This window comes from Acinetobacter portensis, assembly GCF_010646905.1.
Taxonomy (GTDB): Bacteria; Pseudomonadota; Gammaproteobacteria; order Pseudomonadales; family Moraxellaceae; genus Acinetobacter; species Acinetobacter portensis.
In genome coordinates this window covers 2,494,148-2,511,454 of the sequence record NZ_JAAARQ010000002.1, presented here as the reverse complement: position 1 = coordinate 2,511,454, position 17,307 = coordinate 2,494,148, and the positions used below count along the sequence as shown (strand labels likewise).

Below are 17,307 nucleotides of genomic sequence, written 5' to 3'. Positions count from 1 at the left end.
ATAAATGAATTTTTTCACTCCTTATATATCAATAGATCTGGAATAATAGAAATATGAAAAATATAGATATCTTGGGTATCGGTATTGGTCCGTTCAATCTTGGGCTTGCCTCATTACTTTCTCATCATCAAGAAATTAAAGCCGTTTTTTTAGACAAGAAACAACAATTTCACTGGCATGAAGGGTTGCTTTTAGAAGGCACAACCTTGCAAATTCCATTTTTTGCGGATCTGGTGACGATTGCCGATCCTTGTCATCCTTTGAGTTATATTAATTTTTTACATCAACATGATCGTTTACATCAGTTTTATTATTATGATCATCTTTTGATCCCTCGACGAGAATATGATCATTACTGTCGCTGGGCATCCAAACAATTGCCTGATTGTCATTTTGGTGAAAATGTCCTTGATGTTACTTATGATGAAAAGCGTGACAAATTTATTATCGAAAGCCAGTCGAGTAACGAACAGAATCATTTTTATCTCAGCCAAGATTTGGTGATTGGTATCGGTACACAGCCACATTATCCAAAATGGTTAAGCGCTTGTGTTCATCCTTTAGTCAAACATGCAGCCGAGTTTGCCACGTTGCAAAAAGAATTAAACCAATGCAAACAAGTGACTGTCGTTGGTTCAGGTCAAAGTGCTGCAGAATGTGTTCTTGCCTTATATCGCACACTTAGTCCCGAAAAAATTCAGGCAGGCGCATCGATCCGTTGGATCACTCGTTCAGCAGGTTTTCATCCAATGGAGTTTTCTAAGTTAGGGCAAGAATGTTTCACCCCTTCTTATATGCAATACTTTCAGAGCATTCCTAGAGAGAAAAGAAGAGAAATCGCTGCAGGCCAAGGATTGATTTATAAAGGCATCAGCTTTTCAACTATTGGTGAAATCTATGATCTACTCTATGAAAGAACGGTGGCAGGAGCCGATGCAGGCTTAACTTTGTATTCAAATTGTGAAGTTGAAGATTTGCAAGTTTCATCATCGGGTCAGATCAATCTAAGCTGCTTGCATACGCAACTTGATCAACGGCAAACCATACAAAGCGATGCTGTAATAGCCGCTACAGGTTATCGCCACCATTGGCCGAAATGGTTTGAAAAACTTAAAAATAAAGTGCTTAAAACCGATGAGTATAATGACTGTTTAGTACAGGAAGATTTCACTGCTGAACGCTGTGATCAAGGCAAAGGACGCATTTTTATACAAAATGCAGAAATTTTTCAGCAAGGCGTGGGATCACCAGACTTGGGAATTGGAGCCACTCGAAATTCAGTGATTATCAATCAATTGCTTGGACGTGAAGCTTATCGTATTCCGAAACGCTCAGCATTTCAGCATTATGGTTTGGTCGAATAAACCAATATTTTATATATAAACTAACATTAAAAAAAATCGCCATATTTGGCGATTTTTTTTAATATCAAACGTCTAAAATCAAAAATCGTATGATGCTGAAAGCATAAATGTACGTGGTGCACCTAAAGCTAAATTAGATAATTGTGGCATCCCCCAATAGGCTTTATTGGTCAGATTATAAATATTCCCACGAATTGTAACAGGACGATCAGCAATTTTAGTGCTATAACGTGCGCCTACATCATACAAAGTTCGCCCAGCGACAGATAAAGTATTTTCCTGATTGATATATTGTTTTGAAACAGCAGTAGCATTTGCTGATAAGGTTAATATGCCATCTCCAACATTATTATCCCATTCAGCTCCTAATTTGACTTGAGTTTTAGGTACTCCTGTCGCCATATTTCCTTGATTTGCTTTATTCGCTACTTTAGTTAACTCAGGTTCGATATAAGATGCACCTCCCATCATGCGTACATTTTCTATCGGTGAACCAAAGAAATTCCACTCTATTCCTCTATTTCGTTGCTCACCACCCGATGTAAAAATATTTGTTACAGGATCTGTATAACTATTTGGCTTTTCGATTTGAAACACACTGAAACTATTGGTAAATGTACCCAAATCTAACTTAGTACCAATTTCACTTTGTTTAGTTTTATATGGTGAAAATGTTGTTGGGTAGTTTGCCGCAGTCAATGGAGCAGATTCTCCTTTTGTTAAACCTTCAATATAATTGGCATATACTGAAACTTTATCATTTACTTTAAATAGTATCGCTGCGCCTGGAGTTATTGCACTTTCTTCATATTTTGTTAGCGCTGGTGGTGTTGACAAAAGGCTCAAACTAGTACTTTTCACTTCTTGATAACGAGTCCCAAGTGTAAGTTGTAAGCGATCCTCAATGAAAGATAAAGTATCCGCGACACCATAACTATTCAATTCAAGAGTTGAATGTGAAATCTGTGGCGCATTAAATGGAACAGGTTTACCCCAAACTGGATCATAAATATTAGTTGTCCAATTCGCTCCTGCAACACTTCTAACTCCATAATCATCTTGTTCATGTCTATAATAAGTACCATTGACCACCCATTGATGCTTAATCGATCCCGTTTCAAATGTTCCTTTTACACCAACATCCGCAGATTTCTTATCTACATCAAAAGCTAACTGACCAATCACAGTCTGAAATGTCCCTTTATTGTCTAGAACGGTTGCAGACATTGCACCATTGTATTTATATTCAGTTTTGCTTTGGCCATAAGTTGCATAAGCTGTAGTCTTATCAGTTAAGTCATACTCACCCTTAAGAATAGCCCCTTTATCTTTGTTCTCTACATAAGACCAATCCGGGTTCAGTAATAGCTCAGCTTTGGGTGGTTTGGGTATGGCAACGCCTGCTGCCAGATTCAACCCACGTGTTACGCCATCAACACGATCATCTGCAGTGTATAAGTCTGCCGAAATTCTGGCGCGCTCACCACGCCAATCGAGCCCTAAAGAAAATTGATCAGTCTTTTTATATTGATTATTTACAGCACCCTCACCATCACGGTATACACCATTGAACCGTACTCCAAACTCCTTGTTTTCACCAAATCTACGACCTAGGTCAATATGTCCTCCAAACTGAGAATCAGACATATAAGTCGTCGTAAATCTCGCAAGAGGTTCATCTCCTGCTTTTTTAGTTACCAAATTGACCGTACCACCCACTGAACCTGCAGGTGGCATGCCATTAAGCAATGCTGATGGCCCTTTAAGTACTTCAACACGTTCAAACATTTCAGGAGATGTTCGATAAAATGGTGTAATACCAAATAAACCATTCATTGACATATCACTAGTATTCGAGGCAAAACCACGAATGTAATAGTTTTCGCTCCACCCCCCACTAGCACCATTGGTAAATACAGATGGATCTGTCGCAGCAATGATGCTCGTAATGTCCTTAGCTTGCTTATCCTCTATATATTTATCTGTATAACTAATAGTATTAAATGGAGTTTCCATAAATTTCTTATTGCCTAAAAAGCCTAACTGGCTACTTTTAGCTACTTGCCCACCCGCATAAATTGTGTCCTCCGTTGCAACTACACTGATCCTTGGAAGCTGTGAATTGGGCTGTATTTCATTTTGGTTTTTCTTCAGTGTCTCAATGCTATCAATCGTCGTATTTGCATAAGTAGAAGGTACACAAATAAAAACTGTCCCTACACTCACGCCCATCAATAACGCCATTTGTGAGGATGCAATATGATTTAACACAAATGATTTTGTTGACTGCATCATTGTTTGTGCAGCTTTTTTTCTATTACTGCGAACATCATTTCTCATCAGAGTTTCCTTATATTTTTCAATCAGGTTTTACTTATTAAAATTTTGTTGGTTTGAAACTTTGTTGTTTGGCATAAGTACTTATTTTTGATAGCCTTTGAGCACATCACTGATTAGTATTTTCAATGATGTCGGACTTGCCCCAGTGATATACCAAGCATCTGCATCAACAAAAATCACACGACCGTTTTTCCAAGCCTTAGTTTCTCGAAGCAAAGGATTGCTAACATTCTCAGCATTGATAATTGGACGATGCTCCATGACGGCAGTACGATCGATGATATATAAAACATCTGGATCAGCTTTTTTAATAAATTCACTTGAAATCGGTTGACCATGCAGACTCGTATCAACAACCGTACTGGCAGGTTTCACCCCTAAGTCATGAAAAATAAAACCATAACGTGACTGCACACCAAAGTTGCTAAATGCACCATTGTTATGTAAAACCACTAAAGCTTTTTCTGGTCGATTTGATGTGACCTCTTGAACCTTCTTCACTTCAGCATCTAACTCAGCCACTTTTGCACGCGCCAAATCATTACGATTAAAAATCTCACCCAACGTGATCAAATGATTTTTCACCATTTCAATATGATTCTTTTGGCTGTTTTTAAAGTTGATGTCGTAATGTAACGTCGGTGCGATCACTGACAATTCTTTATATTTATCCTCCTGAATAGGTGTCATTAAAATTAAATCTGGTTTTAATGCATGGATACGCTCCATATTGGGCTGTACGATTGATCCCAAATCTGAAATATTTCCATCATTTTTATATTTATCTAAAAAATGGGGAATAAAATCTTTTGGCATTCCTGCGATTGGGATATTTAACTGATCAAGAAAGTCAGCCTCATTCATATCTAAAACCGCGATACGTTGAGGAATATGATCGATAGTAGTTATACCAAGCCCATGTTTAATGCTGATTGGAGCATTTAATTTTTCAGCCACTTGGGTCTGATTTTCAGTTTTTTTATCACAGCCTGATATCGAGATGGCAACTGCTGTTGCAATAGTTATTACCCATTTTTTATGTTTCCAGTTCATGTTCAAGCTCCAGATGAGTTGAAGTAGTTGCACATATAACCTTGTTCGTTAGATGTGATTTTGAAATCAAGCTCGTATAAATCACGCAAAAGTGATTCGGTTAAAACTTGCGCTTTTGCACCGCTAAAACAAAGTTCCCCTTGTTTCAGTGCAACTATGTGATCCGAATAATTCGCAACAAAATTAATATCATGCATCACTAAAATCACAGTGCGACCTTGTTCATCACATAAACGGCGCATGGCATGCATGATCTGAACTGCATGTTTCATATCCAGATTGTTTAGCGGTTCATCGAGTAAAAGAATTTCGGTCTGCTGTGCGATGCTCATTGCCAACAAAGCCATTTGTCTTTGTCCACCACTGAGCTCATCGACATAAGCATCACGGAGTGAATCCAAAGATAGAAAATCCAACGATTCATCAATCACCTTGTGATCATTGGCAGTTAAGGCTCCTCGGCTATAAGGAAAACGCCCAAAAGACACTAATTCTTCAACCGTCAGACGTAAATTAAAGTTTGTTGATTGCCTGAGGGTCGCAACAGTTTTGGCATAATCGGCAATACTGATCTCGGCAATATTTTGTTGATTGAAAAAAATATCGCCTTGGGTTGGACTAAGCAGCCTTGCTAACATCATTAACAAAGTCGATTTCCCAGCCCCATTGGGTCCAATCAAAGAAATTACTTGTTGCATCGGCAGTTCGAGATTCAGCTCAGAAATTACGTTTTTGCTACCATAGGACTTGGAAATATTTTCAATACGAATCATGTGATACCTCGAGCACGCACCATCAATATAAGGAAATAAACACCACAGACTAAATTAATCAAAATGCTGACCGCGGTTTTATAATTGAAAATGTGCTCTACCAAAATTTGAGCAAAAAGGAAGACTAAGATGGAAATCATGCTTGCGAAAAATAATGTAAATTTATGTCGATAGTTGCCTGAAAATGCATAAGCGATATTGGCAATAAATACCCCCATAAATGCAGTAGGTCCGACTAAACTGGTTGAAACGGCAACTAAAATTGCAATCAAAGCAAAGCAGATACGTAAATATTTCTGATGATCGACACCCAGAGAAATAGCTTGTTCACGCCCCAGAGACATCAAATCCAAGATCGGTAAATATTTACGACCGATCCAACAGACAGCAAGTACAGCGATCAATGCATAAAATAGTGTTTCAGGTTGAGAACGATTGAAAGAGGCATAATTAAAGCCTTGAAAAACAGAAAATTCACCGGGACTAATTTTAAGTTGAATAAACTGGGTCAAGGTCAAAATGACCATGCTGAGTACCAATCCGAACAACAACAATATAAACAGATCATGTCGTGCTCTTGGTAACAACCAACGATGAATCAACCACGAATACAGCAACATTAAAATGATTGACACAAAAAAGTTGCCATTTAGACCGAGCATATTTAGCCCATGTGTTCCTACGAAATACAACAACAGCACCTGCCAAAGCAGAAAAACTGATTCATAGCCCATTATCGCAGGCGTCAAAATTCGATTAGAGACCAAGGTCTGAAAAACAACTGAAGAAAAGGCAATACAAACACTTGCCAAAATAATCGTCCCCAAACGCAATAAGCGTTTCGGGATCACATATTCGAGATCTAATCCCGAATCAAACAATACAAAAAAGATTGCCAAGCACAGGACAGTGCCACATAAAATCCAAAGTTTAGTTTGCATTATCGAAGCCCCCTCAAAATTAAAATGAGGAATATTACGCCTCCAACAACACCAGCAGTCAGCCCGATTGGAACTTCAAATGGATATATAATTAACCGCCCAACAATGTCACAAATCAGCAGCAAACATGCCCCACCGAGTGCAATAATCGGTAATGTTTTAGATAGATTTTCACCATATTTAAGTGCAACCAAATTGGGGATAACCAAACCAACAAAAGGAATTGCACCTACAGTAATCACTGTTGCTGAAACTGTTACAGAAACCAAAATCAAACCTAGTGCCGCCATTCGTTTAAAGCTCAACCCTAAACTTGAAGCTGCTTCTTCACCCATACCGAGCAAAGTAAAACGATAGGCAAAAACATAAGTCAAAATAATTGAGGGCACTATGAAATAGATCATTTCATAGTGCCCTTGAATGATTCTGGAGAAATCACCCAACAACCAACCTTGAACACTTTGTAAGAGATTATTTTTATAAGCATAAAACTCAGCAATGGCACTCAATACACCGCCATACATTAGCCCGATCACAGGGATCAAGACTGTATTACGAAAACGAATCCGTGCAATAATTACGATATAAATTAAACTTGCTATGAAGCAAAAAAACATTGCAAACAAGGCTTTACTAAAAACACCAACAGAGGGAATCATCGTCAACGAGACCATAATTCCCAGTTTTGCGGCATCTAAACCTCCTGAGGTACCTGGCTCAACAAATTTATTTCGAACAATGTGCTGTAAAATCACCCCACAAGTAGATAACCCAACCCCTGTCAAAACAATCGCAATCAAACGGGGAATACGACTTACAGTCAAAGTCAGCCAACTATCCCCCGAAAAATTGATCAGTTCAGCCCACGATAAAGGCATTGCACCAAGCAGTAACGAGATCAAACAAAGTACAATAAATATACTCAACAGCCCCAAACGCATCAGGTACACACTCCATAAAAACACTGGCTAAGCCATCTATTGATAGAAGAATTGATGCCTCGATCATGGATATAACCTAGCCACAGGAACTGTATTCTCAGTTCTGGCTTCTGCTGAAATGGGTCGCAGATACCAACGCCTCTATTTCTTTCCATTGATCAGCTCTACTTGTTATATTCCTGGTAAATATTGCATTTGACCTATATAAAAATCTGAGAAATTACCTAATATCAGTTACTTCTAGAAAGGTTAAAAAAACAACTTTTTCTAAGTTATTATTTTTACTTCGGAATAAAAATGATAATCTTATTGCAAATGATTATCATTATAATAATATACTTTGGACAAAATGTAACCCTCACATATTTGAATAACGAATAACTCAAGTAATTTACAGTGGCATAAAGCCTGCGATTGTGAACGAGATAAAACTAAATAAATGAAATGTTTTGTCTTTCAATAGATTTCAAAAAATGAAAAAAAAGCTCATCAAAATCAGCTTTATAAAATAGGATTTATTCAATGTTAGAACAGTATTATGAAGCATCACCCCTAGCGGTCAGTGAACACGAGGAATATATCTGGATGCTACAATTGCAACAACCTGAACAGGTTGTTCAACATTTTTATTTGTTTAAATTTGTTACCGAGCCTGAGCTTTCTTTGCTCAAACTGAGTATTAGAAATGTCATCGAGCATCATCCCGATCTCAATAGTCGCTTCATATTCAGTCAAGATGGAGAACTAAACAAAAAGATTGATCTTTCTTTTGATCTTGGTATCCATACATTAGAACTGAATGTCGATCAGCTCGAACAGACCGCATCCGATTTTAAAAATAAATCATGGAATGCAGAAACTGACCCACCATTTAGTGCCCTCATTATACAAACTGAACAAGATACTCTACTGGCGCTGCGTCTTCATCCGATCTTAGAAGAAACCCACCAACTAAATGATATTATTAATGAAATAGAATTTCATTATAATAAAAAGCAAAACCATAATAAATTACAAACTATCGTACTTGAGACTTCAGAACAGACACCGAATAGTCAAACTCCAACAATCAATGATCAAAATCACGATTATCAACTGGGCAATAAAATTAGTCAAAACGAGATCAGTCAGATTATTTTAACGGAGTTTAGAAAAATACTTGCTGAACCGGAGATGACAGCAGAAAATGATTTCTTTGATTTTGGTGGCCATTCTCTTTTAGCTACACGTGTGATTGGATATTTACAAAACCGTCATGGCATTGAGCTCAGTTTTAACGATTTTTTTAAATCGCCAACTGCATCAGCTTTAGCCGAATATGCCTCAGTAAAAAATACAACGATTCAAAAAAATTCACATGAAAAACTTGAGCAAGCCCCCTTAACATTTACACAAGATTTCTTATGGCAAGCTTATTCTGCTTTTGGTTTTAGTCCAATTTATAACCTACCTTTTGCAATAGAATTTCATGATCAAATTGATGAAAAGATATTCTTCGAAGCCTTTTATGATCTCGTTATCCGCCATGTCGGCTTACGGACTTTATTTAAAATAGAAAATACAAAAGTTACCCAATCTATAGTTCCCCTTGCATCGCTCGATCAATACAAATGGTTTTGGAGCAGTAGTGAAAGTCAAGGCATTACACTCGCTAAAGAAGCAGCTTATAAATTTGATCTTTCGCGTGAACTTCCAATCAGAATTTGTTTTCTCAAAAATGCAAATGAGCAACAGACATTATCCTTTTTAGTACACCATATGGTGATTGATGAATGGTCTCTCAACAGCATCATGTCTGATCTTGAAACAGCATATTATGCACGTTCAAATCAACGAACACCGCTCTGGAGCATACCTGCAAATAGCATTCATGAATTGGCGATCTCACAACAAAAGAATGGCTTAAATCCTGAACATATCCAGTATTGGAGAAAGATGTTAGAAGGTGCGACGTATGGTTTAGATCTAAAAAAACCAGCAACTTCAACTGCCAAATCAATGCTTAAACCGAAAGTCGAATGGCTAGAGTTGAAATTTAGTCCAGAGACTTATCAAAGCATTTCAGCATTTTCTAGGTTGCATCATTCCTCTATTTTTAGTGTGATTTACACTGCAATTATCAGCGCACTACAAAAGGCTGGCGATCTAAAAGAGATTGTGATCGGAACATCCGCTTCTGGTCGTACAGATCCATATTTCTTTGATACTGTCGGTTATTTAACCACAATGGTGGCGCATCGTACTCTGTTCTCTCCTGAACAAAACTTTGCACAGCTTCTTGAAAAAACCAGTCAGATGTTGAATGAATCGATGGCTTATGCAGATATCCCAATCAATTACATTCAAAAAGCTTTGGGCTTGGCTGATGACTATGGATTAATCTTTGATGTTTATATCCATATTCACTCAAATAATGCACTCAATGGAGCATTTAAAACACCTCAAGGTGATATTCAATATCGACAAATTTTGCCTGAGCGTAATGAATCTATGTTTGGACTACATTTTGAAATCATGGACAATCTCATCAACGATCAACATCAATTAAGTCTCATTGTGACTTATCAAACGCATCGTTATCCAACAGCGCTTGTTGAGCAAATTAGCAAAACCATTCAAAAAATCTTGAATGAATTAAATATCAAATAAACGGTTTAGATCGTTTATCCATTTAATAAAAAGACCAAACATCCTTCTCTCTGATCAAGAATCAAAGCACTGCTTTAATCGCAATGCAAGATACAGTCAGAAGAAGGCTTACCCTTTAACAAAATAGGTATCCACACAAACGAATTAACTGTGAGAATTCTTTAATCCCCCCTTACGAAGTAGCTCTTCCCCCTAAAGGGAAAGGACTAAACGATTTGAATTAAATTAAGCGAATATAAAATAAATTGAATAGGTTTCTTATTGAAATGAAATTCTAAATTTAACTTGCGATATCAACTACTCAAATCCGAATTCACGATAGAATCTACTACCGTGACAAAGTAAAATTCCGTTCGTTGGACAGGGATTACAAGAACGTAGTCCATCTGCCCAACAGAGATTTTTTGCAGCCTCATCCTTAAAAGTTAGGTAGATTACCTACACAAACCACTCATAATCAAAAAGACAAAATAATGGCTGTGTAATCATCATTTTTTATTTAATGTTATTAAAGTAATATTCCGCATCTACAGAAAATTTATTCTATATTTCTAATAAATTAACTAAATCTCTCAACGATCAATTTAATCTCTTTCTTTGTACTTGATTGACCACGTCTTGTACGGTCTTACAACTGGCAAGTGCGTAAAAGTCCAAACGAATATCATATTTTTCAGAGATTTTTTCAGCGATTTGTTTTAATTGTTTAGTACGGATTCCGAGTCGAAGAATTTCAGTTTGATAAAAAATATTAGATGAAAATTCATGTTTAACAATTTCCCGAAAAATATCCATAACCGTATCTGAAATATGCTCTAAAGCAATGTGCTTATTTTTTAAATTTTGAGCTTGAGGATACAGTTGTTCCTGAGCTATTTTTTGCAATAACTTTCGATCAATTTTGGCATTTTGCGTTAAAGGTAAATGATCTACACAATACCATTTTGTGGGAATATGTGAATGAGGTAGATAATTTTTTAACTGGCATTTCAAATCTTGAATATCTATTTTTTTTTGGACATTTGTCAAACTAAACATCGCAACCAATTCAGTAATCTCAGTTTGAGGATGAGTGCAGCAAACTATCACGATTTCTTGAATCGGTGTATATTTCATCAAAGCCATTTCTACTTCAGTTGCTGAGATACGCACCCCCTTAACCTTGAGATACCCTTCCTCTCGTCCAGCAAAAATGATATTTCCATCTGTTCGAACATAACCTAGATCACTCATTCTAAATGCAATCTCAGTTGTGCCAACTGAAATGCTGATAGGTACGAAATCTTTTTGGCTGATTTTTCCATCTAAAAGATAACCGTTAGATAAATTTGTCCCGATCATATACATACGACCAACTTCACCCACCTGACAAACTTTCATTTTTTCATTTAAAATAAAATATTGATTATGTTTCAGTGCTTTACCATAAGGGATAATATCCTGATCAGCATTTTTTATCTCATGCCAAATACTCCAAATCGTAGTTTCGGTCGGTCCACCTAAGGAAAATAATCGAGCATTGGGTAAATGTAAGCGTAATTTTTCAATCAAATTTACTTTGATATAGTCCCCACCTTGCGCAATCAAACGCAAAGACTGCAATTGAGCTGGATAGGCGACACTACACAACATATCTACAATTGCAGGTACACTAACCCATATCGAGATCTGGTTTTTTTCTACTAACGTTGCCCATGCCAGCGCATTTTTACTTTGTTCTGCCGTTGGAATCACTAAAGTTGCTCCCAATGACATAGATGCAAAAACATCAAATACAGACATATCATGATGAAATGGCGTGACAGCCATAATCACATCATCCGCAGTCATCTGCCATTTTTCAATACTTTGCTCAATCACATTGGCAGTTGCTCGATTATTAAGAACTACACATTTAGGTGTACCTGTACTGCCTGAGGTATATAGATAATAAGCTGCATCACGACTCATGCTATAAGTCATCAGAGACGTTGGATTAACTTTTTCAGTACTTAACTGTGAAAAATTATGCGTATTTTCACTAAATATTTCATCTGTCAACACATAACAATAATTTTCAATCGACTGCTTCGAAACGACCAAATCAACTCGGCTATTTGCCAATAAATATTCACGTCGTAGTGCTGGTGAATCCATGTCTATCGGTAACCAGATCAAACCTTTTAAAGCACAAGCTAAAACACTATAAATATATTCGGGGCTTTTACCTAATTGAATAGCTACCACTGCGCCTTTTTTGAGTTGAAGTCGATCCAATGCCAACATCATCTGATTAACTTGATGTGCTAACTCAGTATAGCTAATACATTTTTCATCATAAATTAGTGCGGTTTTACTCAAGGGCTGAAAAAACAAATGCTGTTGAATGCAATGTAGATAATCTAAAACACCAGCAAGGTCATGATCATTTTCTATAATTTCAAGCTGTGATTTAACCGTATTTTTATATGAATTATTCATTTCAAACATGTGATCAATATCTACTTTCATCAGTAAATTTCCTCTATCTTTTTTATTTAATACTGTAATTGAGAGAGACTAAAGCCTACTAGGAACAATGATTAGGATCTGTGTCTAAGTCTGCCTTTTGCCTAATCGAAATATATTAAACCGTTTTAAGCACCTTTTAAATGATAATAATTATTATTTACATTTATACCATCTTACTTTATCTTAGTGAACTGAATGGCTCAAATAAAAGATCACCAACTTGCGTGTTTTCGATCTTCAAAAGGTTATTAGCATGAGTACAGTAACATCTAAACAAAATTCAAAATCATTAACAGATAAAAATGCTGCGCGTCATGATATGCAACAAATTGAAATGTCCATCGTCTCAATCACTCAACCCTTTTCATCTATCTCAAGAATTAGGGGTAAAATTGACACTTCTCAAGCTGAATTATGGCTACTTCCCAACGTTGCTTTAAGACTGCTCTTTACCAATAATGACGGTCATCAGCCTATTTCTCGTGTTTATACTGTAAGAGCATTTGATGCAGAAAAATCTGAAATAGAAATTGATTTAGTCAAACATGCAGACTTTAGCCCTGCTATGCAGTGGTTAAATACAGTTCAGGTTGGCGATAGTATTAATATCATTGGACCACGCCCACATTTTTCCCCTAATTTCTCCCCAGATAAACACGTCGTGATGTTTGCTGATGATACGGCGATCCCAGCGATTTATTCTATTTTGCAACATTGGCAGCATGGCGTCAGTGCTGATCTTTATATTGAAAGTTTTGAAGAAAATATTATTCAGCAATTAGTTATATTCGATCAAATCCAAATTCATTTTCATCATAAGACCAATCATCATCAAAAGGGCTGGTTATTTGCTTCAGCATTACAAATAAATGATTATACAAATAAAACGATTTGGGCAGCTTGCGAACGGAGTGAAGCTCGAGCATTACGTGATTTCTTTTTAGAAAATCAAAAAATGGATAAAAATGATGTGAAGATTTCAGGATATTGGAAAGCAGGTGTATCAAGCTCAGTGTTGGATAAAGTCCGTGAAAACCATTATTTACAACATACTCAACAAGGTAAAAATTTGGCGGAATATGATGATTTAGATATGCCGAATTAAGAAATGTAACGATGTTCTAAAAAATATAACAGAATTTAATGCAAATAAAGGAATGGTCAGGCAAAAAGTCCTTACTCCTACTTTACTATAATGCACTCTTAACCTTATATACTATCCAATATCTGATTTATCTGTATTACCTACTTTCATTTTTTCAATAGCTTTCACTAAAAGTACTTTTTTTATTGTATTTGGATGATCTTTTGCACGATCTATTCTAACACTCAGAGAAATATTGACTTTTTTTGTTATCCTTTTTCAAACTGCCGATTTTCCAAGATTGATCAGGAATGGTCGGTAGTTTAAACTAAAAAAATCTATACTAAAGCCGCCTACACTAATGTTTTAGTTTAGATCGAATTTCATCAAATTCACTAACACACCTTCGGATATTATTTTTATGTTAAAAACTATCAAACACATTGTAAATAAAGGGTTTTATAGCAATGAAAGATAATAATAGCATAATAAATATTGAAAACCACACACCCATGATGCAGCAATACCTTAAAATAAAAATGCAGCATCCTCACTCATTAATGTTTTATCGCATGGGCGATTTTTACGAATTATTTTTTGATGATGCAAAAAAAGCAGCCAAATTATTAGGTATTACACTTACCCATCGTGGAAAAGCCAATGGTGACCCAATTCCTATGGCTGGTGTACCCTATCATGCAGCTGAAGGGTATTTGGCTCGTTTAGTGAAAAAAGGCGAGACCGTTGTAATTTGTGAACAAATTGGTGAAGTAACAGGAAAAGCACCTGTAGAACGTGGCGTTGTACGAATTATTACACCAGGCACGCTCACCGATGATGCGCTTCTTACGGCACACCAATCTTCAAATCTTGTTTCTATCTGTATTCAACAAAATGAAATTGGTATCGCTTTACTTGATATCAGCGCAGGTATTTTTAAAGTCCAACAACAAGCGCTTCAAATAGATCAACTTAACATCGAACTTTCACGTTTAATGCCAAGTGAAATTTTGGTTGATGAGAATATTGTAGATCCAAATATTATTGAAAATATTAAACAACTTTTAGACTGCCCTATTACCAAGCGTCCAAATGTTGATTTTAATTTTAACAATGCTCAGAAAACCTTATGCGATCAACTTGGTGTATCTACGCTTTCTGGTTTTGGTATAGACCATTTACCGCTTGCGAAAGCTGCTGCAGCTGCATTAATTCACTACGCCAAAGAAACTCAAAAAACAGCCTTACCACATATTCGTTCTATTAAGCTCGAACAAAGTAGCGATTTTATTGCATTAGACCCTGTGACCCGTCGTAATTTAGAGTTAGTTGAACCTTTATTCGAACATGGCACATCATTATTCCAGCTCATTAATGATTGCCAAACTGCAATGGGTGGTCGCTTATTGAGCCGCACACTGATGCAACCGCTACGTGATACCGCTATTTTAGATGAGCGCTTAGACGGAACTTCAGTATTACTTAAAGGCTATCACGAAGCACCTGTACGTTTAGTTTTAAAAGAAATTGGGGATGTTGAGCGAGTTTTAAGCCGTATTGCTTTAGGCAGCGCGCGTCCACGTGATTTAGTACAACTACGTCAAACATGTGCTCAAATTCCCTTTTTAAGACATGCACTTCAACCGATTATTTCAGCAAATCAATCTAAATTACTTCAACAATTAAATGAAGAGTTAGGCGATTTTCATGGATTACATACACGCTTAATATCTGCAATTGTTGAGAATCCACCAGTTTTACTTCGTGATGGAAATGTCATTGCAGAAGGCTTTGACAGCGAACTTGATGAACTCCGTAAAATCCGAGATCATGCAGGTCAATTCCTTATTGATTTAGAAATTCAAGAGCGTGAAAACACAGGTATTTCTACTCTAAAAATTGGCTATAACCGTGTAAGCGGCTATTACATCGAATTAACACGTTCGCAAGCCGAGCAAGCTCCCGATCATTATATTCGTCGTCAAACGCTCAAGAATGCAGAGCGATATATCACACCAGAATTAAAATCATTTGAAGATAAAGTCTTATCAAGTGAATCACGCGCACTTGCACGTGAAAAAATGCTTTTCGAAATGCTATTAGAAGAATTACGTACCGATATTGGTCATTTACAAATGATGAGCAGTGCAATTGCTCAAATTGATATGATTGCCAATTTTGCTCATCAAGCGCGTTTACGTCGTTGGAATAGACCTGAATTTAGCCCTGAAATTGGTTTCAAAATTGTTGCAGGTCGTCATCCTGTTGTTGAAGAGTTAAGTAAATCTGCCTTTACACCAAATGACACCACTTTAGATTTTAGTCATCGCATGGCAATTGTGACTGGGCCAAATATGGGTGGTAAATCTACCTTTATGCGTCAAACTGCTTTAATTGCCCTACTTGCATACTGTGGAAGCTATGTTCCTGCTCAATCGGCAATATTAGGTCCTATTGATCGTGTCTTTACACGTATTGGATCTGCTGATGATTTATCTACGGGCAAATCAACTTTTATGGTTGAAATGACTGAAACCTCGCAAATTCTTCATCATGCCACCAACCAATCTTTAGTGCTTATGGATGAAGTAGGTCGTGGAACAAGTACATATGATGGTTTATCTTTGGCGTGGGCATGTGTTCTAGATCTCACAAAACGTATTAAATGTTTATGTCTTTTCGCTACGCACTATTTCGAATTAACTGAACTCAGTAAAGAAATAGGAATAGACAACTACCATGTAACAGCCAAAGAATTAAATGGAAATTTGATTTTATTGCATAAAGTTCAGCAAGGTCCTGCAAGTCAGAGTCATGGTTTACAAGTAGCAAAATTAGCAGGCATACCTGCAAATGTCATTAAGGATGCACAAAGCCGATTAAAAATTCTAGAAAAACAACAGCACAAAAATGTAAATACATCGGTGCAAAATGATTTATTTACGATAGAACCCGAAGTTGAAGTTGTGGAGCGTATTATTGAAATTGAGAAGCAATCTCCTGCTTTAGAATATCTTCAGTCTATTGATGTCGATAATTTAACGCCAAGACAAGCGCTTGAACAATTATATGCATTGAAAGAAAAACTTTAATTTACACTTCCCTTCAAGTAAAAAATAAGGACTTGTATCATTATTACAGGTCTTTATTTTTTATATTTGTACACAAAAACAACAAATTAATAATTAAAAACGTAAAGTTAATCACATTATTTTAATATAAAGTATATTTTTATTCATAAATTATAGGCTTTATATAATGAAAAAAAGTCAAGCTGCTTTGCTAATTGTTATTAGCTTAGCGATTGGTTCAATTGCTGGTTATGTTTCTTATTCACAATTAACAGCTCGATATGTTGCTGCAACAACTGCATGTACAATTATCACCCAAGCTGTTGACAACAAATTACTTACAGCTGAACAAGTAAAAGAACTTGGTACTTTAACAGGTCAAGAACTGAATAAAAGCTATGCTTCAGTTGCATCAAAATTGGCGCTAACTAAGGCACAAGTTGATGCTGCTTCACCTGATTCTACATGCAGTCAATTCTTAGTTGGCATTAACCAAGCTAAGTAATATCGATTTAAGATACGTAATCGATATTACTCGATTACGTATCTTTGCATTAATAATAAAAACAATTAGTCTCTATTTTATTTTTATAACTTAGAT

At 36.4% G+C, this 17,307-nt stretch carries 11 protein-coding genes; 5 read left to right on the top strand and 6 right to left on the bottom strand.

Annotated elements, in window-relative coordinates; all coding sequences use genetic code 11:
• The first annotated feature begins 53 nt into the window (after positions 1–53).
• Positions 54–1,364 carry a putative histamine N-monooxygenase gene (gene basC / locus GTK57_RS11935; protein ID WP_152874202.1) on the top strand — a complete coding sequence of 437 codons (1,311 nt, stop codon included), beginning with the start codon at positions 54–56 and terminating at the stop codon, positions 1,362–1,364.
• Between the two features lie 78 nt (positions 1,365–1,442).
• Here the strand turns inward: basC and GTK57_RS11930 are convergent, their stop codons facing one another.
• The 5 genes from GTK57_RS11930 to GTK57_RS11910 all read right to left on the bottom strand — a co-directional run bounded on the left by GTK57_RS11930 (position 1,443) and on the right by GTK57_RS11910 (position 7,412).
• Complete coding sequence (locus GTK57_RS11930) at positions 1,443–3,704, bottom strand: TonB-dependent receptor (protein ID WP_152874201.1); 2,262 nt, start codon at positions 3,702–3,704, stop codon at positions 1,443–1,445.
• Positions 3,705–3,785: 81 nt separating this feature from the next.
• The gene (locus GTK57_RS11925; RefSeq protein ID WP_152874200.1) at positions 3,786–4,757 is read right to left on the bottom strand and encodes a siderophore ABC transporter substrate-binding protein; all 972 of its coding nucleotides are present in this window, start codon (positions 4,755–4,757) and stop codon (positions 3,786–3,788) included.
• A gap of 2 nt (positions 4,758–4,759) precedes the next feature.
• On the bottom strand, positions 4,760–5,530 hold the full coding sequence (locus GTK57_RS11920; protein ID WP_152874199.1) for an iron ABC transporter ATP-binding protein: 771 nt from the start codon (positions 5,528–5,530) through the stop codon (positions 4,760–4,762).
• The gene (locus tag GTK57_RS11915) at positions 5,527–6,474 is read right to left on the bottom strand and encodes an iron chelate uptake ABC transporter family permease subunit (RefSeq protein ID WP_163124758.1); all 948 of its coding nucleotides are present in this window, start codon (positions 6,472–6,474) and stop codon (positions 5,527–5,529) included. Before GTK57_RS11915 ends, GTK57_RS11920 begins: the two co-directional genes overlap by 4 nt.
• Positions 6,471–7,412, bottom strand: coding sequence for an ABC transporter permease (locus GTK57_RS11910; RefSeq protein WP_152874197.1), 942 nt, complete (start codon positions 7,410–7,412; stop codon positions 6,471–6,473). The genes GTK57_RS11915 and GTK57_RS11910 overlap by 4 nt, the downstream gene beginning before the upstream one ends.
• Before the next feature lie 522 nt (positions 7,413–7,934).
• Here GTK57_RS11910 and GTK57_RS11905 point away from each other — a divergent pair.
• Positions 7,935–10,061, top strand: a complete 2,127-nt coding sequence (locus tag GTK57_RS11905; protein ID WP_163123829.1) for a condensation domain-containing protein — start codon at positions 7,935–7,937, stop codon at positions 10,059–10,061.
• A gap of 579 nt (positions 10,062–10,640) precedes the next feature.
• Here GTK57_RS11905 and GTK57_RS11900 read toward each other — a convergent pair.
• Positions 10,641–12,551 (bottom strand): AMP-binding protein, encoded by a 1,911-nt coding sequence (locus GTK57_RS11900; protein ID WP_163123826.1) that lies wholly within the window; start codon positions 12,549–12,551, stop codon positions 10,641–10,643.
• Between the two features lie 253 nt (positions 12,552–12,804).
• On the opposite strand from GTK57_RS11900, the gene GTK57_RS11895 reads away from it, so the two are divergent.
• The 3 genes from GTK57_RS11895 to GTK57_RS11885 all read left to right on the top strand — a co-directional run bounded on the left by GTK57_RS11895 (position 12,805) and on the right by GTK57_RS11885 (position 17,211).
• On the top strand, positions 12,805–13,656 hold the full coding sequence (locus tag GTK57_RS11895) for a siderophore-interacting protein (protein ID WP_152873662.1): 852 nt from the start codon (positions 12,805–12,807) through the stop codon (positions 13,654–13,656).
• A 446-nt stretch (positions 13,657–14,102) separates the two neighbouring features.
• Complete coding sequence (mutS, locus tag GTK57_RS11890) at positions 14,103–16,727, top strand: DNA mismatch repair protein MutS (RefSeq protein ID WP_152873661.1); 2,625 nt, start codon at positions 14,103–14,105, stop codon at positions 16,725–16,727.
• Between the two features lie 166 nt (positions 16,728–16,893).
• On the top strand, positions 16,894–17,211 hold the full coding sequence (locus GTK57_RS11885; protein ID WP_152873660.1) for a hypothetical protein: 318 nt from the start codon (positions 16,894–16,896) through the stop codon (positions 17,209–17,211).
• Positions 17,212–17,307: the final 96 nt, after the last annotated feature.

Bases quoted from the DNA above. Each gene is read 5' to 3' on its own strand.
- basC (WP_152874202.1), top strand. From the start codon at position 54: ATGAAAAATATAGATATCTTGGGTATCGGTATTGGTCCGTTCAATCTT.
- GTK57_RS11930 (WP_152874201.1), bottom strand. From the start codon at position 3,704: ATGAGAAATGATGTTCGCAGTAATAGAAAAAAAGCTGCACAAACAATG.
- GTK57_RS11925 (WP_152874200.1), bottom strand. From the start codon at position 4,757: ATGAACTGGAAACATAAAAAATGGGTAATAACTATTGCAACAGCAGTT.
- GTK57_RS11920 (WP_152874199.1), bottom strand. From the start codon at position 5,530: ATGATTCGTATTGAAAATATTTCCAAGTCCTATGGTAGCAAAAACGTA.
- GTK57_RS11910 (WP_152874197.1), bottom strand. From the start codon at position 7,412: ATGCGTTTGGGGCTGTTGAGTATATTTATTGTACTTTGTTTGATCTCG.
- GTK57_RS11905 (WP_163123829.1), top strand. From the start codon at position 7,935: ATGTTAGAACAGTATTATGAAGCATCACCCCTAGCGGTCAGTGAACAC.
- GTK57_RS11900 (WP_163123826.1), bottom strand. From the start codon at position 12,551: ATGAAAGTAGATATTGATCACATGTTTGAAATGAATAATTCATATAAA.
- GTK57_RS11895 (WP_152873662.1), top strand. From the start codon at position 12,805: ATGAGTACAGTAACATCTAAACAAAATTCAAAATCATTAACAGATAAA.
- mutS (WP_152873661.1), top strand. From the start codon at position 14,103: ATGAAAGATAATAATAGCATAATAAATATTGAAAACCACACACCCATG.
- GTK57_RS11885 (WP_152873660.1), top strand. From the start codon at position 16,894: ATGAAAAAAAGTCAAGCTGCTTTGCTAATTGTTATTAGCTTAGCGATT.